Annotated in this window: 11 protein-coding genes; 6 read left to right on the forward strand and 5 right to left on the reverse strand. The window is 35.4% G+C overall.

From position 1 onward, the window contains the following. Nucleotides 1-4 precede the first annotated feature (4 nt). The 3 genes from AB6B24_RS02730 to AB6B24_RS02740 all read left to right on the forward strand — a co-directional run bounded on the left by AB6B24_RS02730 (nt 5) and on the right by AB6B24_RS02740 (nt 3076). Nucleotides 5-1627 (forward strand): ABC transporter permease, encoded by a 1623-nt coding sequence (locus tag AB6B24_RS02730; RefSeq protein ID WP_311805058.1) that lies wholly within the window; start codon nt 5-7, stop codon nt 1625-1627. Between the two features lie 139 nt (nt 1628-1766). After that, nucleotides 1767-2138 carry a hypothetical protein gene (locus AB6B24_RS02735; RefSeq protein ID WP_369164126.1) on the forward strand — a complete coding sequence of 124 codons (372 nt, stop codon included), beginning with the start codon at nt 1767-1769 and terminating at the stop codon, nt 2136-2138. A 143-nt stretch (nt 2139-2281) separates the two neighbouring features. Then, entirely contained in the window at nt 2282-3076 is a 795-nt protein-coding gene (locus AB6B24_RS02740; protein WP_369164128.1) for a formate/nitrite transporter family protein, read from the forward strand. 31 nt (nt 3077-3107) lie between these two features. Here AB6B24_RS02740 and AB6B24_RS02745 read toward each other — a convergent pair whose 3' ends face one another. Together AB6B24_RS02745 and AB6B24_RS02750 are read right to left on the reverse strand one after the other, a co-directional pair. Further along, entirely contained in the window at nt 3108-3638 is a 531-nt protein-coding gene (locus AB6B24_RS02745) for a DUF402 domain-containing protein (RefSeq protein ID WP_003130958.1), read from the reverse strand. A 164-nt stretch (nt 3639-3802) separates the two neighbouring features. After that, nucleotides 3803-4708: a metallophosphoesterase gene (locus AB6B24_RS02750; protein ID WP_311802541.1), complete on the reverse strand. Its 906-nt coding sequence runs from the start codon at nt 4706-4708 to the stop codon at nt 3803-3805. A gap of 116 nt (nt 4709-4824) precedes the next feature. Here AB6B24_RS02750 and prfB point away from each other — a divergent pair, with 116 nt between their 5' ends. From prfB to ftsX, 3 genes are all read left to right on the forward strand, one after another. Next, nucleotides 4825-5922 (forward strand): peptide chain release factor 2, encoded by a 1098-nt coding sequence (gene prfB, locus AB6B24_RS02755; RefSeq protein WP_311802542.1) that lies wholly within the window; start codon nt 4825-4827, stop codon nt 5920-5922. Nucleotides 5923-6249: 327 nt separating this feature from the next. Beyond that, on the forward strand, nt 6250-6942 hold the full coding sequence (gene ftsE, locus AB6B24_RS02760) for a cell division ATP-binding protein FtsE (protein ID WP_015426249.1): 693 nt from the start codon (nt 6250-6252) through the stop codon (nt 6940-6942). Beyond that, nucleotides 6935-7870: a permease-like cell division protein FtsX gene (ftsX, locus tag AB6B24_RS02765; protein ID WP_153241380.1), complete on the forward strand. Its 936-nt coding sequence runs from the start codon at nt 6935-6937 to the stop codon at nt 7868-7870. Before ftsE ends, ftsX begins: the two co-directional genes overlap by 8 nt. A gap of 71 nt (nt 7871-7941) precedes the next feature. Here the strand turns inward: ftsX and AB6B24_RS02770 are convergent, their stop codons facing one another. The 3 genes from AB6B24_RS02770 to nrdE all read right to left on the reverse strand — a co-directional run bounded on the left by AB6B24_RS02770 (nt 7942) and on the right by nrdE (nt 19122). Further along, entirely contained in the window at nt 7942-15417 is a 7476-nt protein-coding gene (locus tag AB6B24_RS02770; RefSeq protein ID WP_311805060.1) for an immunoglobulin-like domain-containing protein, read from the reverse strand. 210 nt (nt 15418-15627) lie between these two features. Next, complete coding sequence (gene nrdF, locus AB6B24_RS02775) at nt 15628-16605, reverse strand: class 1b ribonucleoside-diphosphate reductase subunit beta (protein ID WP_012897610.1); 978 nt, start codon at nt 16603-16605, stop codon at nt 15628-15630. A gap of 348 nt (nt 16606-16953) precedes the next feature. Further along, nucleotides 16954-19122: a class 1b ribonucleoside-diphosphate reductase subunit alpha gene (gene nrdE / locus AB6B24_RS02780; protein WP_025016627.1), complete on the reverse strand. Its 2169-nt coding sequence runs from the start codon at nt 19120-19122 to the stop codon at nt 16954-16956. Nucleotides 19123-19228: the final 106 nt, after the last annotated feature.

Genomic DNA, 19228 nt, shown 5'->3' on the forward strand with positions numbered 1-19228 from the left:
TATTATGAAACAACCACTTTATAATACAGGAGTTTTATTTAAGACTTTGATAAAAAGGGATTGGTTTAAGTTGGTTTTCTGGATTTTAGGCATGCTTGCTTTTGCTGCTTCAGGGGCAGGGAAAATGGAAGTTGCCTCGAATCCGGCGACGGCTAGTACTCTTTATACAATGTTTGTCAAAAATCCAGCAATGGTCGGATTATTTGGACCAACTCCAATAAATAATCCAGCTAATTATAGTCTGGGGCCGATTTTTGGTCAAACCATGACTTTAATTACGGGGCTGACTTTCGCTATCATTTCGATTATTTATGTTGTTAATCGAAGCAGAAAAGAAGAAGATGATGGGATTACAGAACTTTTTCGGTCTTACTCTATTGGAAAATTGGCAAATACGACTGCTTTAGTCATGGAACTTTTGCTCTTACATTTAATAATGGCTGTCTTATTAGCTCTTTCAATAGAGACCCAAAACGTGGCTGGCTTGAATCATTTAGACAGCAATTTTCTATTTGCTTTCACAACAAGTGCTCAGGGTTTCCTTTGGGGAATGTTTGCTTTACTTTTCGGTCAAATTTTCTCTGAAGCAAGTACAACTAAAGGGATGACATTCGGTTTACTGGGTTTGTTCTATATTGTTCGAATGCTAACAGATGTAACAAATCTTTCCATAGGTTGGTTCAATCCTCTGTCTTGGTCTTATCTAGCTTTTCCTTATGTTAAAGGTCATGAAAATTGGTTAGCTGTCTTTTTGACTTTTCTCTTAGCTTTTCTACTTTTAGGAATATCCTATATCCTAGAGCTTAAAAGAGATGTGGGAGTGGGGTATTTTCCCGAAAGAAAGGCGCGACTTCATGGGAAAAAGAGACATTTCGGATTTCCTGGTCTCGTTTTGAATCTTGAAAAAAAGATGATTATCGGTTGGCTTTTGGCAAGTTTTGTTCTGGGCTTAGTTTATGGTTCAATGTTTGGACAAATGGACCAATTTATTTCAAGTAATAAAACCGTTAAGGAGCTTTTTGTTGGGAATGAAACGGCAGCGAGTGCGATTAGAGGAAACTTCATGGTCACTCTGTTTTCGATATTGTCAATCTTAATCGCAGCGTTTGGTGTAATTTTACTGACAAAAATGGTAAGCGAGGAAAGAAAAAATCGTCTGGAAGCTCTTTATGCTTTACCACTTTCACGACTAAAAGTGTATTCCACTTATTTACTGACAGCTATTCTGTCAGTAATTTTAGCTCAGTTTTTAGCGCTTTTTGGAATATTTATTGAACAGTTGGGCAATAAAAATGCTTTGAGCTTCTTAGAAATTATGAAATCTGGTATGATTTGGCTTGTTGCTGTCATATTTGTTTTAGCAATACTTAGTCTGTTACTTGGGCTTGTGCCTCGTTTGGCAGAATTAATTTGGGTATATCTTGCTTTCTTACTTTTTATGACTTATCTTGGAAAATTATTATCTTTGCCAAAATGGCTTGAAAATTTAAGTATTTATAACTATATTCCTAAATTGCCAGTTGAGAAAATGAATCTTCCTACCGTTTTATTCATATTGATTTTATCTGTTTTATTAATTTTACTTGGCTTTGGAGCTTATAGAAGACGCGATTTAATCACGGGGTAAAATAAATATAAAAGCTATCATAATTGATAGTTTTTTTTATGAAAATTGATATTTTATAGATTACTTTCAAAAGTGTAAGAATAGTACTTACTAAGTACAGTAAAATAAATATATATAAATTAAGATTTAGGGGAGAATTATGAAAAAAATTATTATTTTTGCTGCTCTTGCAAGTATATTGACATTTGGCGCTTTTAATTATCTAAAAAAACCGGGGAGTGAGCTGGGGGTCTTGGCCACTAAAGCAGTCACACCTAAAATATTGAATCCTAAAAACAATGAAGTAAATGAGAAAAGTTTAGATAATTTTGCGAAGAATACCCATATAATTATATCGTCACCTGATAAAGAAAAGGCGATTGATGAGGTGGTAGAAGAAGATTTAAATAAGAAAGATAATAAACTGAATAAGGATGAATTATACGCTCTATATAATAATTCAACTGAAGCATTAGAAAATACTAGCCGTTCAGTTGCAGATTTTATGAATGACATATTAGGAAGTAAATAGCGAATAGCTTGACTTTTAAATTGTAAAATGAACAACAAAATGTCGTATAAGCCTGATTTTACAGTATTTCTTAGCATTAATAAGAAATTTATGATAGAATGAATGAGTTATTTTATAAATACGCTTTCAGGAGAAAAATTATCATGATGAATCCGGCAGAAATTTTATCTGCGACCATTCACCACGGTCAGGAAAAAATTAAACGTCCATTTTTAGAAAAAGCTGTGCTTGGTTTTATTGGCGGAGCAATGATTTCCTTTGGTTATTTACTTTATATTAGAGTAGTAGCTTCCGTTACTGAGGAATTTGGAAGTCTTGCGAGCTTAATCGGAGCAAGTGTCTTTCCAATTGGCTTAATTGTTATCTTATTGGGAGGTGGTGAGTTAATCACTTCAAATATGACAGCTGTATCAACTTCATTATTTGCTAAAAAGGTAAGTTTGAGTGATTTGCTTAAAAATTGGTTGATTATTACTTTGTTTAATGTGATTGGAGCAATTTTTGTCGCTTTCGTCTTTGGACATCTCGTAGGATTGACTGGTACAGGAGATTATAAGACGGAACTTTTGAGTTTGGCTCAAGCAAAGATTAATGCGAGTTGGTCACAAGAATTTCTATCAGGGATTGGTTGTAATTGGTTTGTTGGTTTAGCTATGTGGATGTGTTATGGAGCTAAGGATGCGGCAGGGAAAATATTGGCCGTTTGGTTTCCAGTGATGGCTTTTGTTGCGATTGGTTTTCAACATAGTATTGCAAATGCATTTGTTATTCCTGCAGCAATTTTTGAAAATGGAGCGAGCTGGCTAGATTTTGCTCATAATTTCTTGTTTGTTTATCTTGGAAATCTCTTAGGTGGATCAATTTTTGTTGCTGGTTTTTACAGTTTAGGGTATCGTAGACAGGCTAGAGAACAAGAAGAACTTAAAAATCAAGAATAAATAAAAAAAGTTACTGACAGAAAGTCAGTAACTATTTTTTTAACTGATGATAACGATTGTACCAAATCTCGACGTACTCTTTAGAAAAAGGTCCTTTTTCATTGTTAATCCAGTCAACAAGAATTTTGACATTTTCTTTTAGAATATGATCAATTTCTTTTGGATAGTGCATTTTGCGGCGGTGGCGTTCATATTCTTCAACATCGAGTAATTTTTTTTCTCCATCTTTGAAGACCTTCACGTCAAGGTCGTAATCAATATATTTCAGCGCTTCGTTATCGAGGACGAAGGGGCTCGCTAGATTGCAGTAGTAGCTAACGCCTTCCTCACGAATCATAGCAATGATGTTAAACCAAAACTTTTTGTGGAAGTAAACAATAGCAGGTTCGCGTGTCACCCAACGACGGTCGTCAGATTCTGTCACTAATGTGTGATCGTTTACTCCAATAATTGAATTTTCATTTGTTTTTAGAACCATCGTATCACGCCAAGTGCGATGAAGATTCCCATCATGTTTATAGCTTTGAATCGTGATGAAGTCGCCTTCTTTCGGAATTTTCAAGGCTATTCTCTCTTTCTCAATTCAAAGTTCTCATCTATTAATATACCATTTTTTAAATGAAATTTACAGTAAAAATGTTTAGTTTAAGCAATAAATTACTAATAATTGTTCGGATTTTTTTATTTTTATGTAGTAGAACTGTGTTTTTATACTATCAAGAAATATTAGTCATCCAAGTCAAAAATTGTCAAGGCAGACTGAAATTCTTCCCGCAAATGGGCTTTACGAAATTTTAACCAATCAGAACTTTTGCGAATCGCATTGTATCTTTTGCGCAAATGCCAGTTTTCGGCAATTTGATATTGCGGATATTCTTCTAAAAAGTGATTAATCATCTGCCATTCATAAGGATAGCCTAGTGGATGAGCGTGATAGAGGACTTTATCAAAAGTTAATGGCAGTCGTCTTTGATGAAGATGACCAAAAACAACATCACTGATTTTGGGAAATTTCTTAAAGGTTTCATGAAAATGTTGCGAACCTAAGTAGGCATTAAATCGGGCAAATTTTTCATAACGAGTATTAATGATAAATTGCTGATGAGGAACGAAATGAGTACTGACAATAATTCTATCAATCTTAGGATTTGCTGATAGTTCTGTCAGTAACTTTTCTAATTTCTGTAATTCAAGATTTGTTATCTTGATATCATCAAATTGACGATGAATTTTTCTATCAAAATAAAATGAATTTTTAAAAGCTATGATTTTTTTTATATCAATTTTTCCAGTCATGAAAGAATAATCATACCAACCGTGGAAACTGACAAAAGCAGTAGAAACAAAAGTTTTTACTTGAAAATTACTGACAGAAATTTCTTCTTCAGAAAGACCAACCATATCGTGATTTCCAAGATTGTAAGTGACTGACAGCTCTGTCAGTAATTCTATTTGCTTGAAAAATAGTTCGGAAATTCCGTGAAAATCATTTGAAATATCACCAGCAAAATGTAAATCTGTAATCTTTAAATCCTTTAAAAGAGACAGAAAAATATCAATTTCTTCTTGAGAAAAATGGTTAGAATCCATATGAAAATCAGAAATCACAGCCAAGCGTCTTTTTTTAGTCATAATAAAATTATAGCATGTGATAGAAGTTCTATCTAATAAATAAATTTTTGATGAATCCTTATCTATTGAATAGCTTACTTTAGGCTTATAAGTGGTGAATATGGTATAATGCTACTATGGAATTATCAGAAATTAGAAATTTACTTGAAGGATATGCTGAGAAGATTAATGGCTTTCGAGAATCATTAGATCTTGAGCGTTTGGAAGAAGAAATAGCTCTTTTAGAAAACGATATGGCACAACCTGAATTTTGGAATGATCAAGCAGCGGCTCAAAAAGTGATTGATGAATCAAATGCTTTGAAAGCCAAGTATGACAATTATCAAGCGATGAATAATATGCTTGAGGAAGCGCAAACGATGCTTGAGATGCTTCAAGAAGAAGCTGACGAAGAGATGCAAGCTGAGTTAGAGGAAATGACAATCGCGCTCGGTCAAAAAATTGAATCTTATGAGCTTGAAATTATGCTCAATCAACCTTATGACCATATGAATGCTGTTCTTGAAATTCACCCAGGTTCTGGGGGAACAGAGTCGCAGGACTGGGGCTCAATGTTGATGCGGATGTACACTCGTTGGGGAGAAGCACATGGGTTTAAGGTTGAAGTTCTTGACTATCAAGACGGAGATGTTGCCGGATTGAAATCAGTTGCCCTTCGATTTGTTGGACGAAATGCTTATGGCTTTTTGCGAGGAGAAAAAGGAGTACATCGTTTAGTACGTATTTCACCTTTTGATTCAGCCAATCGTCGTCATACTTCATTTACCTCAGTTGATGTGATGCCTGAGTTGGACGATTCTATTGAAGTAGATGTTCGTGATGCCGATGTTAAAATGGATACTTTCCGTTCAGGCGGAGCTGGTGGACAAAATGTCAATAAAGTCTCTACTGGTGTGCGTTTGACTCACATCCCAACGGGAATTGTTGTGCAATCTACAATGGATAGAACGCAATATGGTAACCGGGATAAAGCGATGGCTATGCTGAAATCGAAACTCTATCAATTAGAAATGGATAAAAAGCAAGCTGAAGTTGATGAACTTCGTGGCGACCAATCAGAAATTTCTTGGGGAAGTCAAATTCGTTCATACGTATTCATGCCTTATCAATTAGTTAAAGATACGCGTACTGGCTATGAAACTGGACAAATTTCAAATGTGATGGACGGAGAATTGGATGGGTTTATAAATGCCTATCTCCGTTGGAACTTGTAGATTATAAATTAAAGCTTCGTACGTTTGAAATGTTTACGAAACATTAAAGTTATTAATGAAAAGGTTATAAAATAAAAGTGCCACCTAAAGCACTTTTATTTTGATATAATTATAAGAGTTCAATTGATGGATTCATTCTATGAAGCTGTCAGTAGGGCTAAAAGTTCTGTTATTTTAAAAAAAAAGAAAAGGTACGTGTGTGCCCGTTTTCTTGTTTTTTGAGAGCAGAATTTAAAAACATCCATAGTGATTAAAAAAATGGATTTTACGGACGAGGCCTAACGTTTGTTAGGACTTGGAAGAAAAATCTAGCATAGGAAAGGTACTATGAGTATTATAAAATTAAGCAACGTTTCCAAAAAATATTCTAATGGAACAACGGCTTTGCGTAATATCTCGCTTGAAATTGAGCCGGGAGAATTTGCCTATATCGTTGGTCCATCAGGAGCCGGGAAATCGACCTTTATCAAACTACTTTATCGTGAATTAAAGATTGACCGTGGTTCTGGAACAGTTGCGCAATATGATTTATCTAAATTAAAACGTCGGGATGTGCCAATGCTTCGTCGCTCTGTTGGAGTTGTTTTCCAAGACTATAAACTTTTGCCAAAGAAAACTGTTTTTGAAAATATCTCTTACGCCATGGAAGTTATTGGTAAAAGTCCTCGTGAAATTAAAAAACGAGTGAATGAAGTGCTTGACCTTGTTGGTCTGAAACACAAAATTCGTTCATTTCCGAATGAACTCTCAGGTGGGGAGCAACAGCGTGTAGCGATTGCTCGTTCAATTGCCAATGCACCAAAAGTATTGATTGCTGATGAACCTACAGGGAACTTAGACCCTGAAAACTCTTGGGAAATCATGAATCTGCTTGAAAAAATTAATCTTCAAGGGACAACCATTTTGATGGCAACCCATAATAGCCAAATCGTTAACACTTTAAAACACCGTGTTATCGCAATTGAAAACGGACGAATTGTCCGCGACCAAGAGGAAGGAGTTTACGGCTACGATGATTAGAAATTTCTTCAAACACCTTTTGGAATCGCTCAAAAACTTAAAACGTAATGGTTGGATGACAGTTGCGGCTGTTTCATCAGTAACAATTACTTTAGTGTTAGTTGGACTTTTCCTATCAGTTATCTTGAATACTTCAAAAATATCTAATGGGATTGAAAACAATGTTCGGATTGTTGCCTACATGAAATTAGATGTGCATGATCAAGAGACAAAAATTCAAGATCCAAAAGATAATAAAAAAACAATCAATAATCCTGATCACCTGAAGATTTACGATTCAATTAAAAAAATTCCTAATGTAAAAACTGTTACTTTTTCAAGTAAAGAAGCTCAATTACAAGAATTGACAAAAGCGTTAGGTAATAACTGGAATCTCTTTAAGGGTGATGCCAATCCGCTTTATGACGCTTATATTGTTGAAGCTGATAAACCAGCAAATGTAAAATCAGTCACTTCAAAAATTTCAAAACTTTCAGGAATTGAAAAAGCTACTTATGGTGGCGCCAATACTGCAAAACTGTTCCAAATTGCTCAAGGAATTCGAACTTGGGGAACTGCTGCCGCTGCTTTATTGATTTTCGTTGCTATCTTCTTGATTTCTAACACCATCCGAATTACCATCTTATCAAGACAACGTGAAATTCAGATTATGCGTTTGGTTGGAGCTAAAAATGGTTACATTCGTTGGCCGTTCTTCTTGGAAGGGGCTTGGGTTGGACTTTTAGGTTCAATTATTCCAAGTCTAATCGTTGCTTGGGCTTATCGTCTTGCTTTTGTTAGCTTGACACCAAGTCTTCAATCACAAAAACTTGAAATGTATGCGACAAATCAATTCATTCCTGCAATTGTTGGATTGATGGCCGTGATTGGTATTTTGATTGGTTCATTTGGAGCCCTCTTATCAATGCGTCGTTTCCTTAAAATTTAATCAAAGGTCATAGTTTTATGTAATAACATAATTAAAAACGGGAGATATTATATCTCTCGTTTTTTTATATTTCATTCATTATTTTGTTGCTTTTTGAAAATTCTAAGTAATAATGCTTCAATTGTTATTAAAATACCAATAAGAGAAATTACTGAGTTTGCTTGCTCACCAGTTTGAGGTAAGTTTGTATTATTTTTCTTTTCGGTCTTTTCAATATGTGTTTTTGGATTGGTTGGATTTTCTGGATTATTATCAATTGATTGTTGAATAGATACTGGGGCTTTTTTCAATACCTTTAATAAAGTAATTGAAGTTTTATCATGGTATTTATATGTCACTTGATAATCTCCAGGTGAAAGAATATTGCTAGGAATAACTTTATTCGTCATATCTAGCCAAATAATCCTACCTAGACTGTTAGTGATTTCGACTGAAATATCAGAACTAGAAAGTTTGTTTCCCACTTGGTCTGTAGCGCTGAGAAGGTCATCACTCGGTTTATATGTTGCTCCGTCAGCGATTTCATCTTGTTTTTTGCTTGTCAGCGAAGTTTTGTCGGTTGTATTTGGAGGTGTTTGGATAGATTTTTCTTGGACTGTTAAAGTTGTGGTATTTTCGACTATATTTCCATTTGAATTATTAACAAGATAAGTGACAGTATATTCTCCAACTGGTAGTTTTTTAGCAGGAATTTTGGCATCAATATCGCCTGCATAGATAACTTTGCCATTTTTATCAGTGATTGTAACTTTAACAGATTTTCCATTTGTATTAGTGGCGGATGCAGTCGTTCCGTCAGCATTTGTGATAGAGGTCAAATTGATAAGTGGGTTAAAATCTTCTCCGCCAGTAATTTGTTCAGTTCCTTTGGTAACGATACTCGTAAAATCGGCAATGTTCACTTTTGTTGTGGTAATTATATTTTGACCATTACTGTCAGTTGTTTGGTAAGTGACGAGGTATGAACCAGCAGGAAGTTTGTAAGTACCGTCAGCGTTTGCTACGATTATTTTGCCATTTTCGTCAGTAATTATAATTTTGACTGGTTGGTTATTTGTCTTGTCAGTAGAACCATCCGTTCCGTCAGCATTTTTGTCCTTAATAATCTCTGTTGCTGGTTGGTAAATTTGGTTTGCTTTGAGATTATTATTAACTGAATTAGAAACCAATGATGTTTGATCAGATACATTGACTATTGTTGTGGTTGTCACGATATTTCCAAGCAAATCTTTACCTGTGTAGGTGACTGTATAAGTTCCACCAGTAAGTCTGACGGAACTGTCAGTTGTGAGCTGATTATCTAAAAGTATTTTGCCATTTTCGTCAGTAATTGTGACATGGATTGGGTTGTTATTCAAAAGTAATGACCTTGAACCATCAGTTCCATCAGCATTTTTTACATTGGTCAAATCACTGACAGGATTGTAAGTGCTAACGTTTGTGCTGACAATAGTTTTTGATTTGAGATTTGTTTTATCAATGATGGCATTTGGAACATTGACTTCAGTTGTTGTACTGACATTTGTACCACTTGCGTTTTTAGCTGTGTAAGTGACCGTATAATTTTCATTTGGTGTGAGTGAATAAGTATAATCAGGATTTTGTGGAATGACTTGTCCATTTTTTCCTAGTACTGTGACAGTTATTTTTGCGCCGTTAGTATTGGTTAGATTTCCTGCTGAACCATCAGTATTCGTTGCTGAATCAAAAGCACTTGCTGGATCAAATGGAACAGTTAATTGCCCTGCTTTTGGTGCATCTGTTGTAACATTTGCTTTTGAATTGATACTGGTCAAATCTTGACTGTTCAAAAGTGTGCTTGAACTTACTGAATGTCCGTTGCTGTCAGTAACTGTGTATATTTCTGTATAAGCACCAGATTTCAAAGAATAAGTTCCATCAGCATTTGCAGTAATGATTTGTCCCTTTTTGTCAGTAAGTGTTATCAGGACAGCCTTGTCATTGGTCGAGCTGAGTGTTCCGTCCGTACCATCAGCATTTTTTGAACTTATGTAATCTGTGTTAGGATTGTAATTTCCTGCAGAAATCATGTCAGTAGATTTTGAAGAAATTGCCGTCTGATCTGTCACTGTTAATTGTGTCGTGCTGAGTATCTTGTTTCCGTCTGCATTTTCGACAGAATAAAGGAGACTATAAGTTCCCCCAACTAAAGAAAGTTGATGGTCAGCGGGGCCCTGATAAATTGTTTTACCTATTTTATCAGCGATTGTCACTTGAACGGAATTTCCATTTGTATTTGCTAAACTAGCGCTAGAGCCATCAGCATTGCTTGATGAAATATAACTTGTGCTAGGATTATAAGTCCCTGCTGGGCTACTATCTGCGGTTTTGCTGACAAGGTCTGTTTGGTCAATGTTAATGACTTTGAGTGCTGTGGTAGACGAAATGATTTTGCCATTTGTATCCGTCACTTGATAAGTTACATTATAATTTCCAGTTGTTAATTTACTTGCTGGCACATTTTCGTCAGCAGTTCCAATCCAAACCGTTTTGCCATTGCTATCAGTAATTTTTAAACTGATTTTAGCAGAGTTTGTACTGGTTAGAGAACCAGAAGTTTTATCAGCATTTGTTGAAGAAATATAATCAGTCTTTGGACTGAAATCATTTCCAACTAAGATAGAATCAGAGGTTTTAGAAGAAATTGCTGTATTGTCAATGACATTTACAGTCGCACTTGTCGTCACCTTTTGACCAGTATTTTGGTCAGTAAAAGTATAAGTGACAGTGTATGCTCCAGCTTTTTTTGTATTTACATTTCCAGAAACAGTCACATCAGAAAATGCAATTGGATTTCCAAGACTATCAAATCCAGCTGAGAAATTATCATTTCCGTTCCAAGTTGCACCAACATTAATTGTAGAATCTTTAGAAGAAATGGTCGCACTCGCTGTGATATTGAGCTTAGTAGTGGTTGAATGGGCGACTTTATTACTATCTAAAACACTATAAGTCACATTGTACTGACCTTGAGGTAATTTAGTTGTCGAAACAGTATCATCAGCATTTCCAGACCAAATGATTAGACCATTTTTGTCAGTAATCTTGACTTGAACTGTTGCATTGTTGGTATTCTCTATAGAGCCATCCGTTCCGTCAGCATTTATTGAACCAATAAAATCAGTACTTGGTTTGTAATCAGAACCCAAAGCTAAGTTGTCAGTAGTCTTTGAAGAAATAGCCGTTTTATCACTTACGGTCAATTTACTTGTTGAGCTGACTATTTTCCCATTTGAATCCGTCACATTATAAGTAATTGTGTAATCTCCACCACTTAAAGTTCCGTCGGGAACAGGCTGATTGGTAGGACCACTATAAATTACTTGATTATTTTTGTCAGTAATTTCTACTGTGACGATTTTTCCATTTATTAAATCTGACGTTCCATCCGTTCCGTCAGCATTTGTCATTCCAGTCAGATTGTCACTTGGTATGAATGATTTGCCAACTGTTGTATTTCCATCTTTGGAAGTCAGATTAGTGTTATCAGTCACGGTCAATTGAGTGGTTGCGTTGACAGAATTTCCGTCAGAATTTTTAACAGTGTAAGTAACTGTATAATCTCCGCCAGTTAAATTATAAGTTCCGTCAGCTGATGGTGTGATTGGATTTTTGCTGCTATCAGTGATAGTGATTTGAACAGGATTCCCGTTAGTATTGGACAATGAAGCTTTTGAAGCATCAGTATTTGTTGAAGCTATATAATCATTTGTTGGATTATAAGTTCCTACAGAAACTTTGTCAGTATTTTTTGAAGAAATCGCAGTGTTGTCAGTTACTGAAATTGTGGTAGTTGTAACAATTGTATTTCCGGAAGCATCTTTACCAGTAAAAGTTACATTATAAGAACCTGTCGGTAAATTGACAGAGCTGTCAGTACTTAGATCACCATCAAAAACAGTTTTTCCAGATGGGTCTTTAATAATTGCATGAATCGAACTGTTGTTTAATGTCAATGAAGAAAGTCCGTTTGAACCATCTGCATTGGTTACAGTAGTCAAATCAGTTTGGGGCTTATAAGAACCTGCAGGTAGAGTATCCATAGATTTTGAAGTCAAAATACTTGAATCAGCAACGGCATTTGGAACTGCAATTTGAGTGGTTGAGCTAACAGTTTGCTCATTGGAATTTGTCACACTATAAACTTCAGTATAACGATGATTAGCAGTTAAAACATAAGTTCCATCAGAATTAGACTTGATGATATTGCCCGCACCAAGACCATTTTCATCACCGCCGTCAGTAATGACAACAGTTACCTTTGCCTTGTTTGTATTATCAAAATTTCCATCTGAACCATCTGCATTGACTGAGTTTATATAATCATCTATTGGATTATAAGTTACCTGTGTCAAACCTGGAGCAGGTGTTGCCAAAGTATCACTGGTTTTTGACGAAATCGCAGTTAAATCTTGGCTTGTCAGTAAAGTTGTTGAACTGTGAACATTTCCTTTGCTATCAGTCACACTATAAGTTTCTGTGTAAGAACCATCATTGAGCAAATAAGTTCCGTCAGCATTTGGTGTCATAACATTTCCAGTGCTGTCAGTAATGACAACGACGACTTTTGCATTATTTGTATTTGTAAAATTTCCATCCGTTCCGGAAGCATTCTTTGATGACACATAATCACGAGTTGGATTATAAAGACCTGTTGGAATCGTATTTGAAGGAGTTGAGCTAATGAATGTTTCATCGTCAACTGACACCGTTGTTATTGCCTTTATCGTTTGTTTTGTTCCATCAGGATTAGTGTAATCATAAGAATAAATTACTTTATAATTTCCAGCTATTTTAGGATCGAAATTTCCATCAGTATCAGTGGAAATTGTGCTGCCATCAGGTGCAGTAACTGTCAGAGAAGTAACTTGACCATTTCCGAGATTATTTTTATCAGTAATTTTTGCACCAGCAGTAGAAACCGTCAAACCAACACTTGTATCAGAAATCGTAGGTGCTGTAATGGTTGGAACATCAAGTACATGAAGGGTTGAAGTAGTTGTAGTCACAGCTTTAGTTGTTGGGTCGGTGTAAGTATAAGTGATTGTGTAATCCCCAGAACTTGTTAAATCAACGTTGTCAGTAACTACTAAACTTCCATCTTTGATAGCAGAATAATAATTTATTGGATTCCCCATACTATCTGTTCCACCAGTAAAAGTATCACCGTCAGTAAAATTATCCCCTACCATAACTGTTTTATCAGTACTTGAAATCATAGGTTTAGCATAAACATGAAAAATATCATTGACCGAAGATTGAATTCCGTCTTGACCAATATAAGTCGCTTTTATAACATAATCTCCAGCAGGTAAATTATCACTTGCTGTGATATCGCCTGTATAGCCTCCAGACAAAATTTCCAATAAATTTTGACCCACTTTGAAATCAGAGCTAGTAATTAACTTCCCATTTAAACCAGTCGTTATTGGAGTTTGGGCGCTATCGTGAGCGGTCGCCGAAATAATATTAATACTTGATTTATAGGCGCCCCATAGTCCTAGTGGACCAGTATCAACCGTTGATAAATCATTAGAACCTGTGATTGAATTTCCTTCAACTGTTGATATTTCAAAGCCCGGAATTTGATTTTCAACCACCGTCACAACATCATTAACTGTCACCGTCATTGTAACTTTTTGACCGGTTCCATCAGCATAAGTTTCGGTATAAGTCACAGGAATCGTATAAACACCAGCTGTATTTTGACCTTTAAGTGAGACTGTTCCATCTGAATTTATGGTAACATCACTCGGATTAACCGTGATACCAGCTGGAGCTGTAATTGTGCCCACGACGCCACTAGATAAATCTAGTACAGGATTAGTAATCGTATTGCCATGATCAGTTGTGTTTTGACTAATAATTTTATCAACAGTATTTTGAACCGTTGCTGTTTGGTTAATACCAACGGTTGTATTATCGCCTTGTGCGACTGAAATATAATTTTCAATAACTAAGCCAGAAGGATAGGTCAAGGTAATCGTATAAATACCTGGAGTATTTTGTCCCGCTAAAGTCACTAAACCATCTGAACCTTGTGTCGCAAGCTTCACAGAAGAAGAATCTACTTTATTTCCGTCAGGCCCAGTTACATTGATTGTTGGCGTTCCACTAGGAACGTTAGTATTTTTCACAGTGACAGGAGTTGCAATAGCAGTCATTCCATTTGTCGCAACTGCAACTGAAATATTATCATAAGCAGTGACAATTGCACCAGTACTATCAGTATAGGTGACAGTCAAAGTATAATTTCCTGCTTTTGTGAAAATAGATTTATCAATAGAAACATTACCAGAGGTATCAACCGTTACATTGCTTGCAGGATAAGTTTTTCCATCAGGTCCAGTGACGACACTTGAGACTGCCTTAGTAATTGTCGCTGTCGAATCGTCATTAAGCACAGATGGACTGATTGTATTTTTTAAAACAGCATTTTCTATAGGAGTGACCAGAGTGTAATCACTTGCTCCACTAGCTGTAAGTAATTTACTGACAGAAATAGGAGAAGTTTCCGTTGCAAATAAAAGATGATTAGCCCCTTGTACCGAAATTTTACCTGTTGAAGCGGTCCAATTTCCGAAATAAATTGTTGGAGTCGCAGTTGAAAAATTTAAGAAAGAAGCACCATAAGCATAACCATAAGAGTTAAAATCCGTATCGCTCACCGTATAAGAGTTGCTTGGTGAGTAAAACACAGTTGTCAAACCAGAATCCAGTCCCAAAGAACTGGCATTTGCATTTGTTGCTCCTTTAACTGCAGTAGGCACAGAAGAATTTGATGAAAGCAAAACATCTGAAGCATCAGATGTCGTCATGTATTCTGTTGTCGGAGTTAAAGAACCGCCTAAAAATGCCAACTGATTCATATCAGAAAGTGAAAGTGGTGTTCCATCAGCATAAGTATATTTTGCTTGAAATTTACCGTTGATATTATTAGAAGTGACAAAAGTATTTAAATTATTAGAAACAGCAATATAATTATTAGTTCCAGAAGGATTCTGCAAAGCAGTTACTGTAAAGGTCATTGTTACATTTAAGCTCTTACCGTTGAGAGTTCCGATATTTGACCAAGTTTTATTAAACGAGGAACCGACATTAAGTCCAGTTACTACGTATCCTCCAGTAGTCACTAAAGAAGAGGCTGAGCCCCAGTTAGCTGCATAAGTTCCTTTGTTTGCACCAGAAGAAATTGACATTGAAGAACCAGAATAAGTTCCAGCAACCGAAACACTACCAGGACCAGTCACAATTGTTGGCGCTGAAGAATCGTTCTCCTTGGCATTTGCATAAAATCCACTTGTACTGGTTCCAGTGCCGACTATTGTAGCACTTTTCAATATTGTAAAAGGTCCAACAGTACCATTGATAGTATAAGATGGTGTGGTTGAATTGACCGTATCAGCTTTTACGGTCTGTTCAATAGGAAGTAAATTTTTATGAATAAAATAAGTTCCAACGCTTATTGTACTCAAAAAAGCAACAGACATTAAGGTAATTTGGGGATTAAAACGAGAATTTTTCATAGAAACTCCTTAAAAGGAAGATTTGAAATAATTCAGTCATAAAAAAGAACTGAAGCTAATCTTAAATAATACTGATATATATCAAATAAAGTATATCAGTTTTAAGTTATATGTCAATACATTTCTATAAATTACAAAAAAGTGTTTAAAAAAAGTCTATCAGTAATTAAGCTTTCACTTTTTTACTGACAGACTCTTAAATTTGTTTAATTAGATATCATAATCTTCATCAGACATGGCTTCCACTTCACCAAGAAGGTATGAATTACCAACTTGTGAGAAGAAGTCGTGGTTTGATGACGAAGTTGAAATTCCATTCATAACCACTGGGTTAACGTCTGCTGCGGTATCAGGGAAAAGTGGATCTTGTCCAAGATTCATCAAAGCTTTATTGGCATTATAACGCAAGAAAGTTAAAACTTCATCAGTCCAACCAACTTTGTCATAAAGTAAATGAGAATATTTTTCTTCATTTTCATAAAGTTGATAAAGCAATTCATACATCCAATCACGGAATTCACCTTGCTCATCTTCAGATAACTCATTAAAACCAAGTTGGAATTTGTAACCAATATAAGTGCCATGAACTGACTCATCGCGAATAATTAATTTAATAATTTCCGCTGAGTTAATCATTTTGTTATTTCCAAGATAACGCAAAGGGGTATAGAAACCAGAGTAGAAGAGGCAAGTTTCAAGGAAAACAGAAGCCACTTTCTTTTGCAAAGGAGTACCAGATTCATAAATTTTATTGATGATTTCGGCTTTTGTTTGCATATAAACGTTAGTATCTACCCAATTAAAAAGTTCTTCAATTTCTTTTTTCGTGTTTAGAGTTGAAAAAATTGTTGAATAAGACTTAGCATGAACAGATTCCATAAATTGGATATTGTTGAAACAGGCAATTTCTTGAGGTGTTCTTGCATCATGTTTGAGCACTTCAGCACCATCAACAGATTGTAAAGTATCAAGCAATGTCAAACCAGCAAAGGCCTTAGCAAAGGTATCACGTTCCAATTGAGGAAGTTTGCGCCAGTCATCTAAATCGTTAGATACAGGAACACGAGTATCCAACCAAAATTGACTGGTTAATTTTTCCCAAGTGTATTTGTCAATAGAATCCTCAATAGAATTCCAGTCAATGGCGCTGTAATAAGTGGGGACAGTAAGATTTTCAGTTTCAGACATATTTTAAGATATGAGCCTGCTTTAAAAGGGCAAACTCAATTCCTTTCTCTCATTTATTTACTGACAGAAAATATTGTCAGTATTTTTAGCTTAGTCATAAATTCTGTCAGTAAATTTTCACTTACCAACGAAGCTGTCAGTAAAAGTAGGGACTCATTAGACCAAAAACTTTCGATAATTTATCAAAAGTTAATGTCAATAATCGTTTTAAAACATTTCGCAAATGCTTACCCCATTTTCATTCATTGACGATACTTCAATGAATGAAAACAAGTAAGGCAATAGGAAATCCGCCTTAGCGGCTTCCGTAGAAGCAATAGATGCTTTAGCACCAATGCTTCTGTTGTATTAAATAACGCAACTTTCACATTGGTTAGCACCGACTTCTTCTTGGTCGTCAGTAAATGTACGAATGTAGTAAATTGTTTTGATTCCTTTTTTGTAAGCATAGTTACGCAAAATAGACAAGTCACGAGTTGTCATTTTATTATTTGCCACTTTCCATTCATAGAGACCTTCAGGTAAAGTTGAACGCATAAATAAAGTGAGTGACAAACCTTGGTCAACATGTTCTGTAGCAGCTGCATAAACGTCAATTACTGCGCGCATATCTGTATCATAAGCTGATTTGTAATAAGGAATTGTTTCAGTGGCAAGTCCAGCAGCTGGATAATAAATTTTCCCAACTTTCTTTTCTTGACGTTCTTCGATCCGATTGACAATTGGGTGAATAGAAGAAGAACAGTCATTAATATAAGAAATAGAACCATTTGGAGCCACAGCCATACGATATGAATTATAGAGTCCAGAAGTTTTTACTGTGTCACGTAAAGCAGTCCAATCCTCAATTGTTGGAACAGCAATTCCTTTAAAAAGTTCTTGAACTTTAGGAGAAACAGCTGCAAAATAATCATGTGTTAAATATTTATCAAAATAAGAACCATCAGCATAGGCAGATTTTTCAAAATTCTTGAAGCTAGACCCTTTTTCAACAGCTAATTTATTTGAAGCCACTAAAGTATAATAGTTCAACAACATGAAATAAACACTAGTAAACTCAACGGCTTCTTTGCTGTCATAATGAATTTGATTTTGTGCTAAGAAAGAATGTAAGCCCATTGCTCCAAGCCCAATCGCATGCATTTCATCATTACCTTTACGAACAGTTGGAACAGTATCGAGGTTTGAAGTTTCGGAGATGAAAGTTAAAGCGCGAACCATTGCTTCAATAGAAGTTCCAAATTCATTGCTAGAAGTCATCATATTCAAAACATTAGTTGAACCCAAGTTACAAGCGACGTCAGTTCCAACAACCTTATAAGTTTGGTCATCGTTCAAAACAGAAGGCGTTTGGACTTGCAAAATTTCAGAACAAAGGTTAGACATTGAAATGACACCATCAACAGGATTAGCTTGATTGACTGTGTCAACATTTACGATGTAAGGATAACCAGATTCTTGTTGAAGTTTTGAAAGTTCTTGTTCAAGTTCACGGGCATTAATCGGTGTTTTACGAATTTCTGGATTGGCTACCATTTTGTCATATTCAGCTGTAATATCGACTTCGGCAAAAGGTTTACCATAATATTTTTCAACAAAATATGGCTCAAAGAGATACATTGTTTCTCCCTTTTTAACCAATTCATAGAATTTATCAGGAACAGTAACCCCAAGAGAGAGTGTTTTAACACGAATTTTTTCATCCGCATTTTCTTTTTTAGTGGACAAGAATTCCATAATATCTGGATGGAATAGTGATAAATAAACAACACCAGCACCTTGACGTTGCCCCAATTGATTGGCATAAGAAAAGGCGTCTTCAAAAAGTTTCATGACAGGAACGACACCAGCTGCCACTCCATCATAACCTTTGATAGGTGCACCAGCAGCACGTAAATTAGTCAAGTTTAGACCAACACCACCACCATTTTTAGAAAGTTGCAAGGCAGAGTTAATTGTTCGTCCAATTGAATTCATATCATCAGTTAATTGTAGAAGGAAACAAGAAACAAATTCACCACGACGCTTACGTCCAGCATTTAGAAAAGTTGGAGTCGCAGGTTGATAACGCCGATTAATCATTGCAAAAGCAAGATTATTAGCTAATTTTTCATCGCCGTCAGCCATGTATAAAGCATTCATTAACACACGGTCTTCAAAATCTTCAAGATAGAGAGAACCGTCATTGTTTTTCATGGCATATTGATTATAAAATTTGTAAGCAGCCATAAATGAATCAAAATGAAATTCAAATTTACTCAATTCTTTACGAAGATTGGTAATGAATTCTGGTTTATATTTTTCAAGAAACTCAGCTTCTAGATATTCTTCTTTAACGAGCCAATTGAGTTTATCGATATATGTATCGGCTTCATAACGATTAGGTTCGACATTTTCTTTAAAAAAAGCAGTAATTGCTTCTTTATCTTTAGCAAGAGGAATGCTACCATTAACGGGAATATTAATCTCGTTATTGAGCTTGAAATAAGTTACATCTTTAAGTTGTTTTAGAGACATAAGTGACCTTTCTTAAAGCGTTCAACCATAAAAAACAGAGGGGTGAACCCGAATATTATAATAAGTTCAAACTAATTAATAGAAATAAAAAGTTAAAAATAAAGAG

This window comes from Lactococcus sp. AK05, assembly GCF_041026685.1.
Lineage (GTDB): Bacteria > Bacillota > Bacilli > Lactobacillales > Streptococcaceae > Lactococcus > Lactococcus lactis.

Excerpts from the sequence above, each read along its gene's own strand:
- AB6B24_RS02730 (WP_311805058.1), top strand. The coding sequence starts at position 5 with ATGAAACAACCACTTTATAATACAGGAGTTTTATTTAAGACTTTGATA.
- ftsX (WP_153241380.1), top strand. The coding sequence starts at position 6,935 with ATGATTAGAAATTTCTTCAAACACCTTTTGGAATCGCTCAAAAACTTA.
- ftsE (WP_015426249.1), top strand. The coding sequence starts at position 6,250 with ATGAGTATTATAAAATTAAGCAACGTTTCCAAAAAATATTCTAATGGA.
- AB6B24_RS02740 (WP_369164128.1), top strand. The coding sequence starts at position 2,282 with ATGATGAATCCGGCAGAAATTTTATCTGCGACCATTCACCACGGTCAG.
- prfB (WP_311802542.1), top strand. The coding sequence starts at position 4,825 with ATGGAATTATCAGAAATTAGAAATTTACTTGAAGGATATGCTGAGAAG.
- AB6B24_RS02735 (WP_369164126.1), top strand. The coding sequence starts at position 1,767 with ATGAAAAAAATTATTATTTTTGCTGCTCTTGCAAGTATATTGACATTT.
- AB6B24_RS02770 (WP_311805060.1), bottom strand. The coding sequence starts at position 15,417 with ATGAAAAATTCTCGTTTTAATCCCCAAATTACCTTAATGTCTGTTGCT.
- nrdE (WP_025016627.1), bottom strand. The coding sequence starts at position 19,122 with ATGTCTCTAAAACAACTTAAAGATGTAACTTATTTCAAGCTCAATAAC.
- AB6B24_RS02750 (WP_311802541.1), bottom strand. The coding sequence starts at position 4,708 with ATGACTAAAAAAAGACGCTTGGCTGTGATTTCTGATTTTCATATGGAT.
- nrdF (WP_012897610.1), bottom strand. The coding sequence starts at position 16,605 with ATGTCTGAAACTGAAAATCTTACTGTCCCCACTTATTACAGCGCCATT.